18 protein-coding genes are annotated in these 16,223 nt (G+C 39.3%); 17 read left to right on the top strand and 1 reads right to left on the bottom strand.

The window, feature by feature from the left end:
- Window positions 1–51 precede the first annotated feature (51 nt).
- Window positions 52–1,263, top strand: a complete 1,212-nt coding sequence (megL, locus tag H9649_RS07000; protein ID WP_191694018.1) for a methionine gamma-lyase — start codon at window positions 52–54, stop codon at window positions 1,261–1,263.
- Between the two features lie 38 nt (window positions 1,264–1,301).
- Here megL and H9649_RS06995 read toward each other — a convergent pair whose 3' ends face one another.
- Window positions 1,302–1,784, bottom strand: coding sequence for a GAF domain-containing protein (locus H9649_RS06995; protein ID WP_191694017.1), 483 nt, complete (start codon window positions 1,782–1,784; stop codon window positions 1,302–1,304).
- A 223-nt stretch (window positions 1,785–2,007) separates the two neighbouring features.
- Between H9649_RS06995 and ezrA the strand changes: the two genes are divergently transcribed.
- From ezrA to H9649_RS06915, 16 genes are all read left to right on the top strand, one after another.
- A complete protein-coding gene (ezrA, locus tag H9649_RS06990; RefSeq protein WP_191694016.1) occupies window positions 2,008–3,702 on the top strand; it encodes a septation ring formation regulator EzrA in 1,695 nt (564 codons plus the stop codon).
- 111 nt (window positions 3,703–3,813) lie between these two features.
- Window positions 3,814–4,944, top strand: a complete 1,131-nt coding sequence (locus H9649_RS06985) for a cysteine desulfurase family protein (RefSeq protein WP_191694015.1) — start codon at window positions 3,814–3,816, stop codon at window positions 4,942–4,944.
- A 3-nt stretch (window positions 4,945–4,947) separates the two neighbouring features.
- Entirely contained in the window at window positions 4,948–6,156 is a 1,209-nt protein-coding gene (gene thiI / locus H9649_RS06980; RefSeq protein ID WP_191694014.1) for a tRNA uracil 4-sulfurtransferase ThiI, read from the top strand.
- 83 nt (window positions 6,157–6,239) lie between these two features.
- Window positions 6,240–6,443 carry an alpha/beta-type small acid-soluble spore protein gene (locus H9649_RS06975; protein ID WP_191694013.1) on the top strand — a complete coding sequence of 68 codons (204 nt, stop codon included), beginning with the start codon at window positions 6,240–6,242 and terminating at the stop codon, window positions 6,441–6,443.
- Between the two features lie 198 nt (window positions 6,444–6,641).
- Window positions 6,642–6,845, top strand: a complete 204-nt coding sequence (locus H9649_RS06970; protein WP_191694012.1) for an alpha/beta-type small acid-soluble spore protein — start codon at window positions 6,642–6,644, stop codon at window positions 6,843–6,845.
- 186 nt (window positions 6,846–7,031) lie between these two features.
- Complete coding sequence (gene mbcS / locus H9649_RS06965; protein ID WP_191694011.1) at window positions 7,032–8,609, top strand: acyl-CoA synthetase MbcS; 1,578 nt, start codon at window positions 7,032–7,034, stop codon at window positions 8,607–8,609.
- Between the two features lie 118 nt (window positions 8,610–8,727).
- Window positions 8,728–9,636, top strand: coding sequence for an EamA family transporter RarD (gene rarD, locus H9649_RS06960; protein ID WP_191694010.1), 909 nt, complete (start codon window positions 8,728–8,730; stop codon window positions 9,634–9,636).
- An 89-nt stretch (window positions 9,637–9,725) separates the two neighbouring features.
- A complete protein-coding gene (gene sppA, locus H9649_RS06955; protein ID WP_191694009.1) occupies window positions 9,726–10,733 on the top strand; it encodes a signal peptide peptidase SppA in 1,008 nt (335 codons plus the stop codon).
- A gap of 12 nt (window positions 10,734–10,745) precedes the next feature.
- Window positions 10,746–11,330: an RDD family protein gene (locus H9649_RS06950; RefSeq protein ID WP_191694008.1), complete on the top strand. Its 585-nt coding sequence runs from the start codon at window positions 10,746–10,748 to the stop codon at window positions 11,328–11,330.
- Between the two features lie 34 nt (window positions 11,331–11,364).
- Window positions 11,365–11,874, top strand: a complete 510-nt coding sequence (gene tpx / locus H9649_RS06945) for a thiol peroxidase (protein ID WP_191694007.1) — start codon at window positions 11,365–11,367, stop codon at window positions 11,872–11,874.
- A 118-nt stretch (window positions 11,875–11,992) separates the two neighbouring features.
- Entirely contained in the window at window positions 11,993–12,904 is a 912-nt protein-coding gene (locus H9649_RS06940; protein WP_191694006.1) for a class I SAM-dependent methyltransferase, read from the top strand.
- 224 nt (window positions 12,905–13,128) lie between these two features.
- A complete protein-coding gene (udp, locus tag H9649_RS06935; RefSeq protein WP_191694005.1) occupies window positions 13,129–13,893 on the top strand; it encodes a uridine phosphorylase in 765 nt (254 codons plus the stop codon).
- 44 nt (window positions 13,894–13,937) lie between these two features.
- Window positions 13,938–14,132: a hypothetical protein gene (locus H9649_RS06930; protein ID WP_191694004.1), complete on the top strand. Its 195-nt coding sequence runs from the start codon at window positions 13,938–13,940 to the stop codon at window positions 14,130–14,132.
- Between the two features lie 84 nt (window positions 14,133–14,216).
- Window positions 14,217–14,816 carry a kinase gene (locus H9649_RS06925; RefSeq protein WP_225229728.1) on the top strand — a complete coding sequence of 200 codons (600 nt, stop codon included), beginning with the start codon at window positions 14,217–14,219 and terminating at the stop codon, window positions 14,814–14,816.
- 106 nt (window positions 14,817–14,922) lie between these two features.
- Window positions 14,923–15,252, top strand: a complete 330-nt coding sequence (csaA, locus tag H9649_RS06920) for a chaperone CsaA (protein ID WP_191694181.1) — start codon at window positions 14,923–14,925, stop codon at window positions 15,250–15,252.
- Between the two features lie 228 nt (window positions 15,253–15,480).
- Window positions 15,481–15,924 carry a GNAT family N-acetyltransferase gene (locus tag H9649_RS06915; RefSeq protein WP_318241661.1) on the top strand — a complete coding sequence of 148 codons (444 nt, stop codon included), beginning with the start codon at window positions 15,481–15,483 and terminating at the stop codon, window positions 15,922–15,924.
- Window positions 15,925–16,223 lie beyond the last annotated feature (299 nt).

Below are 16,223 nucleotides of genomic sequence, written 5' to 3'. Positions count from 1 at the left end.
AGATGAAAATAGGGAATGTAAGTGCTTACAAAAACGAAGGGCGGAATGGAAATGAATAAGAAATCTCTACACAAAGATACGTTAGTCATTCATGAAGGTTACGATGATAATTTACATCATGGTAGTTTAACTGTACCACTCTATCAGACTTCCACCTATTCATTTGAGAATGCCGTTCAAGGAGAAAGACGCTTTTCAGGGGAAGAGGCAGGTAACATTTATTCACGCCTTGGGAATCCAACCGTACGCGTTTTGGAAGAGAGGATGGCTGCGCTTGAAAATGGGGCAGGAGCGCTCGCTTTCGGATCAGGGATGGCAGCTGTCAGTTCAATACTCGTGCATCTGACAAAGGCTGGAGATCATATTTTATGTTCGAGAGGGATTTATGGCTGCACATTTGGCTTGTTAGGATTAATGAAAGAGAAATACGCTATTACGCATAACCTAATTAGTATGACGACAGAAGAGGAAATTGAGAAAGCAGTGAAACCCGAAACAGTATGCATCTATGTAGAAACGCCAATTAATCCGACGATGGAACTCGTCGATTTAGAAGCTGTAGTAAAAGTTGCGAAGAAACACGGATTGAAAGTGGTCGTCGACAACACATTTACATCTCCTTATTTGCAAAATCCGATTGACATCGGTGCTGATTTTGTTTTGCACAGTGCGACAAAATATATAAACGGGCATGGGGACGTTATTGCAGGTTTACTCATAGGTAAGGATGCTGAAGAAATACAGACATTGCGCATGACGGTGCAAAAAGACTATGGTGCGATCATGTCGCCATTTGATGCTTGGTTATTAATAAGAGGACTGAAGACATTACCCGTCCGTATGGAAAAGCACACGGCCAATGCAGAAAAGTTGTTAGCCTTTTTGAAGTCTCAAAAGCTGGTGGAAGACATCTATTATCCTTTCGATAATGGCAACCCACAATTTGAAATTGCAAAGCGCCAAATGAAAGCGGGTGGAGGACTCATCTCCTTCACGATAAAAGGTGGAAAAGAAAGTGCTCAGTTGTTTATGGATAAGCTTGAGCTAATTAAAATTGCTGTCAGTCTAGGAGATGCTGAGACACTTATCCAACATCCTTCAACGATGACGCATTCCGGAGTACCAAAGCAGGAACGCGAGCAAATGGGGATAACGGATTCATTACTCCGTCTATCAGTTGGACTGGAGTATGCGGATGACCTGGTTGCGGATCTTCAATTAGCATTCGCTGCTGTAGGACAGCACAGTTCGACACATGCATGAAAAATCGCCCGACGGTCATATCCGTCGGGCGATTTCTGTTAAATATGCTTAATAAGAACTGCTGCAAACTCTTCAAGTCCTCGCACATCCTGTTCACTGAATCGATCTAACTCAGGGCTATCGACATCAAGAACACCAATTACTTTCTCGTTTTGAATTAAAGGAATGACGACTTCGGAACGTGATGCTGCATCACATGCGATATGCCCTGGAAAAGCATTTACATCCCGAACAAGCATGCTTTCCTTTGTTAAAGCTGAAGTTCCGCAAACTCCTTTGCCGAGCGGAATTCTAATGCAAGCCGGCAGACCTTGGAAAGGACCAAGGACAAGCTCATCGTCGCCATCCATCAAATAGAAACCAACCCAGTTGATACGATCGAAAAATTGATTAAGCAATGCGGAAGCATTACTTAAATTGGCGTATCTATTTGTCTCACCTGACATGAGTGCGTCAGCTTGTTTTGCCAACTGTGCGTATTTTTCTGTAGGAATAGTAGAATAAGTTGTTGAAGTGAACAATGCGGCACCTCCAAAGGTATGTAGTCATTAGTAGTATACGTCTCATGTCATAATTCTACAAATAACGTGTTTTTAGCTGATAATAAACCAAAATCTATATAATTACGTCGTTTTCAGTATGAAAATACTTTAAACATGTTATTATATAAGATAATATAATTTTAACTGCATAAACAGTTAACCGACATAAACATATCAGTGACTTTGGAATAGGGGGATCACAATGGTGAAATACTTCATCATTCCAATAATTATTTTACTCGTACTTGTGACGATCGCTTTCTTGTTCAGAAGAAAACATATACGTGAGATTGGTATATTGGAAAATGAAAAACTGCAAATCCAGAACAAACCGATTTTTGAAGAGATGATGAAAGTGAAGCAACTGAATATGACTGGCGAGACTGAAGAGAAATTTGAAAGATGGCGCAATGAATGGACAGAAGTCATCGATATACATATGCCTAAAATTGATTCGCTTTTATTCGACGTAGAAGATATGATCGATCGATTCAAGTTTAAGAAAGCTACACAGGCGGAGAAAGATATACATGAAAGAATTCGTCAGTGTGAAAAAAAGAAAGATGAAATCCTATCAGAACTGAACGAATTGGTTGGAAGTGAAGAAAAAAACCGCATAGAAATGGAAAAGCTGCGTGAACAATACCGTCTGGCAAGAAAAACAATCTTAGCCCATCAGCATGCATTCGGTACAACAGTGGAACCTCTAGAGCGAGAACTAGAATCCTTCACGCCGAAGTTTGAAGAGTATGATGAATTGACAGCGAACGGAAATTATTTGCTTGCACGCGAAATCGTCATTTCATTAGCTTCTAAAGGCGATCAGCTGTCAGCGCTTATTCACGATATCCCTTCCTTGCTGACGGATTTACAAAACAAGATTCCAACAGCTATCCGTGAACTTCGTAACGGAAGCAAGGAAATGGAAAGTCAGTCATACAATCTTGAACATTTAGAATTACCGAAGCAACTACATGAAATCGAATCTGAAATTGCAGAACAACTTATCAAGCTGTCAGCGTTAGAGATTGACTCAGTCCTTCAAAAGGTAACAGAGATGAATGACAGAATCGATTCTTTCTATGAAGCGCTTGAAAATGAAGTGAATTCCAGACACTATGTGGATAGAAACTTCAATGAAATCGGAGAAGATTTAATGAATATTGCTCAGTTTACGAGAGAGACATCCGATGAAGCCGTTTATGTGCAGCAAAGCTATAGACTTGATGAAAAAGAAGCCCAACTGCCAGGAGCAAACATTAAAAAACTGGAAGTACTTCAAAAACGCTACGATACACTAGTAGTCATGATTGAAGAGGAAGGCTCTGCATATTCTGCGCTCCAAGAAGAGCTAAAGCAAATATCAGAGGAGCTCGAAACGATTGCAAATGAACAGCAAAGCCTTGCAAGTCGAATGAAAAACTTGCGAATTGATGAAAATAATGTAAGAACACAATTGGATGAACTGGCACGACAACTTCAAGCAGCAGATCGCAAATTGCATCGTGGTAATATACCAGGCATTCCTGATGAGATGGATGCTCGCTTGGAAGAAGCGGATGAGCAATTGTATCTTGTTAGTCAAAGTTTACAAGAAGTCCCACTTAATATCGCGGCGGCAGAAAGCTACTTGGCGACTGCAGAAGCTGTCGTTAAGGATGTAAATGGGAAAGTGGAAGAGCTTCTTGAGAATGTGATGCTCATTGAGCGCATCATTCAATATGGCAACCGTTACCGTGCTTCAAACTCTGCTATGCATGAAAGCCTGCTTAATGCAGAAGAGTCCTTCAGGCAATTCCGCTATGCAAAAGCATTGGAAGAAGCAGCTACAGCAGTAGAAGCGGTGGAGCCTGGAGCAATGAAACGTATTCAAGAAATGTTAAAAGAGCATGCGTAATTCAGTAATTTGAAATGATAAAGCCACCGGCATACTGTTTGCAGGTGGCTTTATCACGTCAATTTCCATGGTGACAAGTATACAATCCACAAATGCGAAAGGAGCATGCAGATGATTTATTTAGACAATAGCTCAACTACACAACCAGATCAGGCAGTCATGGAATCATTTATTGCTGTCAATGAAAAATATTATGCGAATCCCGCATCCTTACATTGCATGGGGAGAGAAGCGGAAAATTTCCTTGAACGGTCAAAACAACAAATGCTGACAGTTGTTGAAAATGAAGATGGTGAAGTCATTTTGACTTCCGGTGGAACTGAATCAAACAATTTAGCAATACTCGGATTTGCGCAAGAGTATGCGTCAAGAGGTAATCATATAATAACGACAAGTATAGAGCATCCATCAGTGTTGAATGCATGTCGCCATTTGGAAACAATCGGATTTGTTGTAGATTATTTATCTGTAGATGACTCCGGCTTAATATCTTTAGAGGAACTGAAAACAAAACTTAGTCAAGATACGATACTTGTAAGCATCATGCATGTAAACAATGAAATTGGAACAATCCAGCCAATCCGTGAATGTGCTCAAATTATAAAAACAGGAAGTCGTGCTATTTTCCATTCGGACTGTGTACAAAGTTTAGGTAAACTACCCGTTTCAATAAATCAGCTAGGTGTGGACGCAATTACAGTTTCAAGTCATAAAATAAATGGTTTAAAAAATTCAGGTGCATTGCTTCTGAAAAAAGGTGTGAAACTGCAACCAATTAATTTTGGTGGTGGACAGGAGAATGGTATTAGAAGCGGAACTGTTTCTCTTCCTCATGCAGTAGCATTAGCAAAGGCGTTTAGATTAAGTGCTGTAGATAGTGAGAGGTCAGACTTTCGTATATGGCGCGATCATTTAAAAGTAGTATGCCAAGATTATGAAAACATTCAAGTGATTTGTCCTGATCATGCTGCGCCACACATAATAGCCCTCGCATTTAAGTCGATTAAGGGCGAAGTAGCCGTTAATTTCTTTCAAGAACATGGTGTCATCATATCCACATCAAGCGCATGCTCTTCTAAAAGTAAAAATGTCGGACATGTAATAGAAGCACTCGGATTGAAGGACAATTTCAAAAGTGGGGTCATCCGTATCAGTTTTGGTAACACTACTACAAAAGAACAAATAGATAAAACAGTGAATGTCTTGAAAAGTTTTATGGATTTGATTGAGAAAGGGATGTAAGAGATGGAATGGAATGAGATATTAATACGTTACGGTGAAATCTCACTAAAAGGACGTAATCGCAGCTTGTTTATCCGTAAGTTAAAAAATAATATTACTAGTGCAATGATGGATTTGAAGTCAATTCATTTACGTGCAGAGCGTGATCGCATGTTTTTAATGGCTGAGGAATCGGATGAGTTGAAAAAAGCACTTGAACGGCTACCGCACGTGTTCGGCATCCAATCGTTCAGTCCTGTAGCTCAATGTAAAGCTGATTTAAAAACCATCCAGCAAAAAGCGGTAGAAGTGATTGGTTCAAGTCCAACTGAAGGCAAGACATTCAAAGTTGAAGTTAAACGACAAGATAAAGAGTTTCCACTGGTCACTTCTGAAATCCAACGAGAAGTTGGCGGATATGTATTAAGTCATTGTCCAGGTTTAATTGTTCAAATGAAAAAGCCAGATATCGTGTTGCTCGTCGATATTCGCAAAGAAGGAGCATTCCTGACATCTGAAGTAATAAAAGGTGCTGGTGGAATGCCAGTAGGTTCAAATGGCAATTCATTATTAATGTTGTCAGGTGGTATAGACAGTCCAGTTGCAGGTTATCAAATGATGAAGCGCGGCATGTCGATTGATGCAATCCACTTTGCAAGCCCTCCATATACAAGCGAGTTGGCGCAACGGAAAGTGATGGATCTTGCAGAGAAGTTATGTACATTCGGTGCGTCTGTAAGATTGCATATCATCCCTTTTACAGAGCTTCAACAAGCGGTTGTGAAACAGGTTCCTGCTAACATCTCGATGACGACGACGAGAAGGATGATGCTGCAAGTTGCAGATCGTGTTAGAGAAGAGATTAAGGCGCACGGTATAATAACGGGTGAAAGTTTGGGGCAAGTCGCAAGTCAGACACTTGAAAGTATGACAGCTATAAATGAAGTGACGTCCACACCGATTTTGCGTCCTCTTATTGCTATGGATAAACTTGAAATCATCGCAATTTCACAACAAATCGGAACGTATGATATATCCATCAGACCTTATGAAGACTGCTGTACAATATTTACGCCTTCCAGTCCGAAAACGAAACCGAAACTTGAGAAAGTCCATTACTATGAAAGTTTCCTCGACTTCCATGAGTTGATTGAAGAGGCTGTCAAAAACCGGACAGTCATTGAAGCTTCCGAGTTACATGAAGACGTTGAAGTATTTGATGATTTGTTGTGAATATGTTAGTAATTACCAATGAATCCTCCTGCATGATTTTTTAAATAGAGACCATTCTATAGTCACAAGGAGGTGACAACGACATGCCAAACAACAACAGTTCAAACCAACTCCTCGTACCAGGAGTACAACAAGCTCTTGACCAAATGAAGTATGAAATTGCACAAGAATTTGGTGTACAACTTGGACCTGATGCATCATCGCGTGCCAACGGATCCGTCGGCGGAGAAATTACTAAGCGATTAGTGCGTCAAGCTCAATCACAAATGAACGGTTACCAAAAATAATTAGTAGCAAGGAAGAATCGCTCTGGGAATTTCCCGGGGCGATTTTTCAATTAAAGTTCTTTTCGCCTGTAGTATTGACTACAATAAAAATTTAAGCCACATTTACGTAGGAGTCTGGATACGAAAAAAATTTAAGAATACTTCTGCATGATTTTTCGAATACCGAGCATTCTATAGTTACAAGGAGGTGACAACGACATGACAAACAACAACAGTTCAAACCAACTCCTCGTACCAGGGGTACAACAAGCTATTGACCAAATGAAGTATGAAATTGCACAGGAATTTGGTGTGCAACTTGGACCTGATGCTTCATCGCGTGCCAACGGATCCGTCGGCGGAGAAATTACTAAGCGATTAGTGCGTCAAGCTCAATCACAAATGAACGGTTACCAGAAATAAAAAACGCTCTGAGAATCGCTCCGGAAATCTTCCGGGGCGGTTTTTCAATTTCATTGTTCATTATTGATTAGTATCGACGAACTAACAAAGAACTATTCGGAAAAAGGAAAAAGAAGAGTTTGTTTGTTTTGAAATTTCAGGTGTCAGTTTGTATAATTGTCTCATACGTAAAGGGGGAGAACGCATATGAACCGAGAAGAGTTGTTAGCACCGAAAGAATACAATATTGTTTCCGAATTCGAAAAGTATGCGGAAGATGCAAACAAGCAAGCGCTGATTCATGTTGATGCTGCGGGAAATGAAAAAACGATAACATATGAAGAACTGATAGCTTCTGCTAACAGAGTGGCAAATGTTCTTATGGCAAATGGCTTGAAAAAAGGGGATGTCATCCTCATAATGGTGCCGCGTCTTATTGAGGCTTATAGTACATATATCGGCGCTTTAAAAGCCGGAATCGTCGTCATTCCAAGTTCTGAAATGTTACGTGCTTCAGATATGGAATACAGATTGGAACATAGTGGAGCGAAAGCGATTGTTGCGTACGACGCTTTCACAGATCAGTTGGAATCTGTCAGTAACTTAAATGATGTACAGCTATTTGTCATTGGGAAAGCGGAAAAAGGACAGAAATCATTGACGGAGCTAATGGAAAACGCGTCTGCAGATTTTAAAACGACAGACACCGCAAATTCCGATATGGCTTTTTTATCTTATACTTCAGGCACGACGGGTAAACCGAAAGGCGTTGTACATTCACATGGATGGGGTTATGCTCATTTGCGGACGACGGGACCAAATTGGTTAGGCATACAGCAAAGTGATATCGTGTGGGCTACTGCCGCTCCTGGATGGCAGAAGTGGATATGGACACCTTTCTTATCGGTTCTAGGTAGTGGTGCCACCGGGTTAGTATACGATGGCAAGTTTGACACCAATGTCTATTTAGAAATGATTAAAAAATATGAAGTAAATGTCCTTTGTTGTACACCTACAGAATACAGATTCATGGCTAAAGCAGAAAATCTTGCGGAATACGATCTATCTTCATTGCGCAGTGCAGTGTCAGCTGGCGAACCGCTTAACCGTGAAGTTATTGATATTTTCAAGCGTACGTTCAATCTTTCGGTAAGGGATGGTTATGGCCAGACCGAAAATACGTTGCTAGTCGGAACGATGCTCGGAATGGAAGCAAAACCTGGGTCGATGGGCAAGCCAACTCCAGGGAACCGTGTGGAAATCATAGATGAAGAAGGTAGACCTGTAACTCCAGGAGAAGTTGGAGATATCGCGGTCCATATGTCGACTCCAGCGTTATTCAAAGAGTATTTGAATGATCCTGAACGGACGAAAATGCAATTCAGAAATGGATACTATGTCACTGGTGACAGAGCCAAACTCGATGAAGACGGATACTTCTGGTTTGAAGGTCGTGGAGACGATATTATTATTAGTTCAGGATATACAATTGGACCGTTTGAAGTGGAAGATGCACTAACGAAACATCCCGCTGTAAGGGAATGTGCGGTAATCGGTAGTCCGGATGAAACGAGAGGAAGCATTGTCAAAGCATTTATCGTATTGAGGAATCCAACAATGGCGGCATGTAACGACAGTCTCGTCCAAGAGCTGCAAGATCATGTAAAAGAAATGACCGCTCCTTATAAATATCCAAGGAAAATTGAATTTGTTGAGGAGTTGCCGAAAACTGCATCAGGAAAGATTATGCGAGTTCAACTTAGAAGACTTGAACAAGAAAAATAATGATGTTACCGCCCGTTCAAATCGTCTACGATTTAACGGCGGTTTTTTAATATCTTTACGTCATCTAATGAACGGTCTATACTTGGACTATTCTTTAAAAGAGTAAGGAGGAACATCAATGCAATCGGAAAAGAACGGTGTGGTGTGGGTTGTTGGATCTTTTCTGATTTGGGGCTTCATGCCGATTTATTGGAAGCATCTGAACCATGTGCAAAGCAGTGAAATTTTAACAGGACGTATCGTTTGGGCATTCATATTTACCATCTTGGCAGTCGTCATACTCAAAGATCACAAACAATTGTTTATGGACTTTAAAGAATTATGGAAAACAAAAAAGCAGTTTTGGGGACTTTATCTGGCATCTATACTCATTACGACGAATTGGTTCATATATATATGGGCAGTCAATCATGACTTTATTGTTCAAACCAGTTTAGGCTATTACATAAACCCACTTGTTTCTGTTTTGCTTGGCGTATTCTTTTTGAAAGAAAAACTGTCGCCTGCACAAAAATCAGCGTTTTTATTAGCGGTAGTCGGCGTCGTCATATTAGCAATTTCATATGGTACAATTCCATGGATTGCTATAGGACTGGCATTGTCGTTTTCTTTTTATGGTTTTATTAAGAAAAGTATACGTTTGGACGCTTTACGTGGATTGGCAATTGAGACGTGCTTCATTGTGCCGTTTGCAGCAGGATATTATTTATGGTTGTTCGCTCGACAAGACGCTGTATTTTTACATGCCGATTTGAAAACGGATCTATTGCTCATCTTAACAGGAATCGCAACTGCACTGCCACTCGTCATGTATGCAAAAGGTGTGCAGATGATTCCGTTATATGTTGCAGGTTTTATACAATACATTGCTCCAACGATGATGCTCATTATTGGTGTTTTTGTATACGATGAGTCGTTTGGAAAAATGGAGTTTATGTCGTTTTCAATCATATGGTTGGCACTTATCATTTTCACTGTTTCAAAAGTGTACGAATCAGTGTTGGTAAGAAGAAATGCGCATTCTTAATAGTGAAAATCGTTGTCGTACAGATAAATGAAACATTTCTACTTGTTGAAACGTATATAATGGGTGTATAACGAAAGGGGAAAAATTTAATGCCGATTAAACGAGTGATAGCCATTATAGTTGCGTCCGTTCTAGTTTTCATATCAGTCGGAGTGAACTCGCTATCGTACATATTTACAAGGGACTTTAACAGTATGTTTGAAAATTTGACTGCTGCAAATACCGGATATGAAGAATTGGTCATTGAGCAAGGTGCAGGGCGGGATCGGATAGCTGTTTTGTCGTTAAATGGTGTCATTCAAGATACTGGCGGGGGAACATTATTTGGCGCAGTCGGTTACAACCATCAAATGTTCATGTCTCAATTGTTTGATGTCTTGGAAGATCCGACTGTCAAAGGCGTCGTTCTGTCCGTAGACACGCCTGGTGGAGGTGTACTGGAATCATCGGATATATATGATACAATCCGAGCAATTCAAATTGAAAAGGAAATCCCTATATATGTCTCCATGGGCGGAATGGCTGCTTCAGGTGGCTATTATGTATCAGCACCTGCGGAAAAAATCTTTGTCCATCCGGAAACGATTACCGGATCCATTGGTGTCATAATGGAGAGTATCAATTATGCAAAACTTGCGGACAAAATTGGAATTGATTTTAATACAATTAAAACAGGTCCATATAAAGACATGATGAGCAGTTCACGTGAAATGACAAAAGAAGAGCGCACTATGCTCCAAGACATGATCAATGATTCCTACGAACGCTTTGTCGACATTATTGCTGAAGGTCGCGATATGACGACTGCAGAAGTGAAAAAAGTCGCGGATGGCCGTGTCATGAACGGAAGGCAAGCAATTGAAGCAGGCCTTGCCGATGAGTTTGGCAAAATCGGTGACGTAATCGATGCCATTAAAGTGGATCATGAGTTAGAAAATGCGACAGTTTTCGAATACTCTCCTATGGATAGTTTCAGTTCGATTTTCGGTGTGAAAGTTGGGAATATGTTCGGCCGTGACGTGGAATCTGAATTGATTGCTAAAATTCTAACTGATCACAATGCTCCGCGCATGATGTATTTATATGGTGAAAGATAAGGAGGGGTTTGAATGACGGATCATATTGAGCATACACAAGAACCGGCACAACTTCCTGATCCTGTGCTGCCACCTGTTTACGAAAGCGTTCAAACTGAAAAATTCCGACCGAAATTTGCTGGATTTTGGACACGATTTTGGGCATATTTAATAGATTTATTAATCGTCTCCGCAATTAGTGGTATCATAATCAAGCCGTTATTTAGAATTATCGATATCCCGATTAGCAATCCAGGTTTTCTTCTATTTAGTCCGTATAAAGTTGTTTTACTCATTTTGTTCCTTTCCTATTTTGCGGTCATGACAAAAATATTCAGTCAGACAGTCGGTAAAATGATCTTAGGCATAAAAGTTGTGAGCACAAATGGAAGCCGCTTAACGTGGGGGAATATTTTATTCCGCGAAGTAATCGGCCGTTTTATTTCGAAGTTGCTTACAATCCCTTATCTGCTCGTCATCTTCATGCCTAAAAAGGAAGCTGTACATGACCTGTTCGCAGATACGCATGTTATTCATGAACAGACTTTTGAAAGGGAAGTTGTGACATACAAGCGTGAGCTTAAGAGTGATGAGTTGCAAGGTGGAACAATTGTTTAGTAGAATAAAGTGAAATGATAAGGAGGCGTCTTATTTGGTACATGTCACTTTTAAAGAAAACCCAGTAACATTGCTAGGTACGGAAGTAGCAGCAGGAGACAAAGCTCCCGATTTCACAGTTCTATCCAATGATTTGAAACCAGTTACGCTAAATGATTCAAAAGGTAAAATTAGGCTCATCAGTGTAGTCCCTTCACTTGATACAGGGGTGTGTTCTGAACAAACCCGTAAATTCAACGAAGAAGCGCTATCACTAGGTGATGACGTGGAAGTATTGACAATTTCCGTTGACCTTCCTTTCGCACAAGCGAGATGGACAGCAGCTGAAGATGTGAAAAATGTGAAGACATTATCCGATCATCGCGATCTTTCGTTCGGCGAAGCGTATGGAGTGGCCATTAAAGAACTTCGATTATTGGCTCGATCCATTTTTGTCATTGGTAAAGATGATAAAGTGGCGTATGTCGAATACGTTCAGGAAGTAACAAATCATCCTGACTATGATAAAGCGATTGAGGAAGTTAAGAAGCTTACAAACGAATAACTGATACTCCAGCCCACTCGGAAACGGGTGGGCTTTTGAATGTTTGAAAATCTACTACTGATGAAGCCTTCAGCATCCAAATATGATCTGAAGGTATTCTTTGATAAGAGGGATATTAATGGCGACAAATACTGAAAATATTTTTACGTTTATCGATACTTTTGCTGCAACCAATAATGAAGGACTCTACTTGGAGTCTGTAATCGATGCTTGCAATAGATGGCTTTCGGGTGAACAACTACCTCAATTGACTGCAACCGTATCAAAAGAAGAAATTAGACGTGGTATCCAGTTAGCTGTATTAAAAGGGATGAAACAGCAAGTACAATCTCATCATCAGATGACACCTGACGCGATTGGAATGCTAATTGGACATTTTGCTGCGAAACTCGTCCAAGAGGAATCGGTTACATTGCTTGATCCTGCAGCCGGAACAGGTAATTTATTGTTCACAGTCATGAATTCAATCGGCGATAATGTATCTGCATTTAGTGTTGAAATTGACGAGCTATTAGTCAGATTATCAGCTGTTTCAGCAGATTTGATGGAACAACCGGTTCATTTCTTCGTGCAAGACGCGCTACGTCCTTTAATGATTGACCCTGTTGACATGGTTGTCTGTGATTTGCCTGTCGGTTATTATCCAGATGATGAAAATGCAGTCAATTTTGAAATGATGGCAGAAGAAGGCCATGCTTTCTCGCACCATCTTTTCATCGAGCAGTCCATGAACCATTTGAAAGATGGCGGTTATGGTATTTATCTTGTTCCTGCAACGTTGTTTGAATCAGATCAGTCAGACATATTGCATAAGTATTTGAAAAAGAACGCGGTTATCCGTGCAGTTATTCAGTTACCGGATTCTTTATTCAAAAATGCAGTCCATGAAAAAAGCATTATGATCGTGCAGAAACCATCAGAACAGATAGTAGGTAAGCGTGATGTATTGTTGACGAAAGTGCCTAACTTGTCGAGTAAGCAAGCGATGAGTGCATTTCTTCAAAGATTCGATGAGTGGGTTGAAGAGTGAAAAAAGTAACAAACAAATAGTTGGTTTTTGGAGCATCGCATGTCGCGATGCTTTTTTTCATTTATAACTATTATGGTTAACTATGGTATATTATTGTTGGAGTATTGAATTTTTTAAAGATTATATTTTAAAGTCAGGAAGTGTTCATATGGGTGTTTGGGGAGTAGAAATATTATCCGATGATATAGCCCATAACTAATATAAATAGAAAAGAGGAGAAGATAATGAAAAATTCAGACGGGAAGCAGTTCCATATTGGTGTACGTCACGGAGAAGTAGGAAAATATGTCCTTCTACCTGGAGATCCTAAACGCTGCGAACTTATCGCAAAGTACTTAGATAACGCTGTGAAAATTGCTGATGAGAGAGAATACATAACGTATACAGGTTATTTAGATGGTGTAAAGGTAAGTGTCACCTCAACGGGAATCGGAGGTCCAAGTGCGGCTATTGCAATGCAGGAGCTGGTAGATGCAGGTGCAGATACATTTATTCGTGTAGGTACTTGCGGAGGAATGGATTTAAACGTGCAAGGTGGCGATTTGATTGTTGCAACCGGTGCAATTCGTATGGAAGGTACTAGTAAAGAATATGCACCAATCGAGTTTCCAGCGGTTGCAGACTATGAGATTGTCAGCGCACTAATACAAGCAGCGAAAGAGGCTCAGATAAAATCACATGTAGGTGTCGTACATTGTAAGGACTCTTTTTATGGACAGCGTTTTCCAGAGTCGATGCCTGTCAGTAATGAATTACAAGGCAAATGGAAAGCTTGGATAGAGCTAGGGTGTCTAGGTTCGGAAATGGAATCAGCATCGTTATTTACGGTTGCTAGTTACCTAAAAGTAAGATGTGGCACGATTCTTTTAACAGTTGCAAACCAAGAACGGGAAAGAGTAGGTCTGTCGAATCACGTGATTCATGACATTGAACCAGCTATTCAAGTTGCGATTAATGCAGTTAAGAAGTTAATTGAAGATGAGAAATGAAGTGAATTAATAAAGGATCAGATAACAGTGAGGAGTTGAGTGAAATGGTTAAAACGATAACTTTTTCATTTACAAGTCATGTATTTGAAGGTACTGGGGCAACAGAAACATTTACTTTTGAAGAATTAAAGATTGATGAGAAATTGAATGAAAGAGAATTAGCGCTTGAAGTGCATAGAATCTTTGAAGCATGGGTATGGCGCAAGCTTAATATTTCTTATAGCATCATTACCGAGTAGAGGAATATATGGATTGACATGTCAGTAACGACCCACCTTTAAATAAAAGGAATGATATAGATGTGTATAAAGGAAACAACAGCCATGCTAAATGATCAATTTCTTAATCGTTCTAATAAAGATCGAGCTTTTATCGTGGGGGTGGATGGATTAGGAGGTGCGGGTAAAACAACCTTTTCTAAAAAAGTAGCTCGAGCTTTAATAGAGGCTGATTATAATGTTACTATTTTTCATCTTGATGATCACATTGTTGAGATGAGCAAACGTTATCAAACTGGACACGAAGAATGGTACGAATATTATTACTTGCAATGGGATATTAAAAGAATAATAACTAACCTACTGGAGCCTCTGCATAATTGTCATCAAACACTTTTACCGTTTTATGATAAGTCTACTGATTCAATTTCTACCAAACGGATTGATATATTAGCAAATAGTATAGTGATCATCGAAGGTATATTTCTACAAAGGAAAGAATGGAAGAGCTTTTTTGATTTTATAGTTTTTGTAGATTGTCCTTTTGAAGTAAGACGACAAAGGGTATTATATCGTGATTCTTACATAGGAGATATCCAAGTCCGATTAAAAAAATATACCGAAAGATACTGGGTAGGAGAAAGACATTACATTCGCACAGTTAAACCTGCAACCATTGCAGATTTAGTAATAAGAGCCAATTAAAATGCACTTCTTGGTATTTAAGAATAATATTGGATATATAGACGAAATGGATGATGAAAAATTTGATTTTATAAAATATTTTTTAGGAAATTTGGAGGTTATTATAATGGCGACAATTGATGACTTTTTGAACTTGGATATTCGGATAGGCACGATTATTAAAGCTGAACCTTTTCCAGAAGCGCGAAAACCTGCAATAAAACTAGAAATTGATTTTGGGGAACTTGGTATTAAAAATTCTTCAGCACAAATCACAAAAAGATATACTCCAGATCAACTTGTTGGAAATCAGGTGGTAGCAGTAGTGAATTTCCCTTCTCGACGCATCGCAGGCTTTAAATCCGAAGTATTAGTGATTGGTGGAGTGCCTGAAGACGGTGATGTAGTACTTTTAAAACCAGATCAACCCGTGAAAAATGGCACACCTATATTATAAAATCGAATTGTGATTTCAGGAAGATTTCACGAAATTAACAGTAATGTTGTTTTCCATTCTGAATTTCATTACATAATTGACATACTATAAAAAAGGGTAAGGAACTGAAGTAGCAACTATGATGTTTACTATTGTTCTTCTGCTTTCCGAAAATGATTGATAGTCCTGATTTTCATGTTAATAATATGCACCAATTCATTTATAAGCTCTTTTGCGAGATAAAGGAAGGTGAGGTTTTTGGATTTTTTGAATATAGAGGGTTTGCCCGATGCCGAGAAGCTTAAACAAGTACTAATTTTGCATGAACACATTTTTAGTGACTCTCATCTACTTGTTAGCAAAGCTCAAACTAAAACAAAGCTTTTATTTACAATAGGATTAGAAAAAGATGAAGTTGTAGGATATAAGATTGGTTATGAGCTTAACTCCGACTGCTTTTACAGTTGGCTTGGTGGCGTGAATGAAAATAACAGGAATAAAGGCATTGCATCTAAACTAATGCACGAACAACATTTGTACCTAAAAGAAAAAGGTTATAAAAGTGTTCAAACTAAAACGAAAAACAGTTGGCGCAATATGCTTATTTTAAATATTAAAAATGGTTTTGATGTCACTGGAACATATACAGAAAAAAGTGGTGATTTGAAAATAATTCTTGAAAAAAGTTTGTAAGGATTTATGGGAAAGGGTATTCGAGGAGTTTTTGCCGGTAGACGATGCAATGCTCTCTTTTGAAGTGACATTCTCTTCTGGCGGAAGCTTGCTATTTCATTTCGCAGACGAATCAGTTTCATTTGAAAGAGTAAAATGACAGGGATCTATATCGTAAACCGGGGCTATAATGGCAAATTATTATGTTACAATCGGTTCAAATTGTGAAATTTAATTGATATATATTAAGGGAGTGGTATAGAGTTGATGGGATGGGTAGGAATTATATTTATATCCGTAGTGTTTACTTTTTTTAGTTT

Source organism: Sporosarcina quadrami, from assembly GCF_014836615.1.
Classification (GTDB): Bacteria; Bacillota; Bacilli; order Bacillales_A; family Planococcaceae; genus Sporosarcina; species Sporosarcina quadrami.
This window is presented reverse-complemented; position numbering and strand designations above follow the sequence as displayed.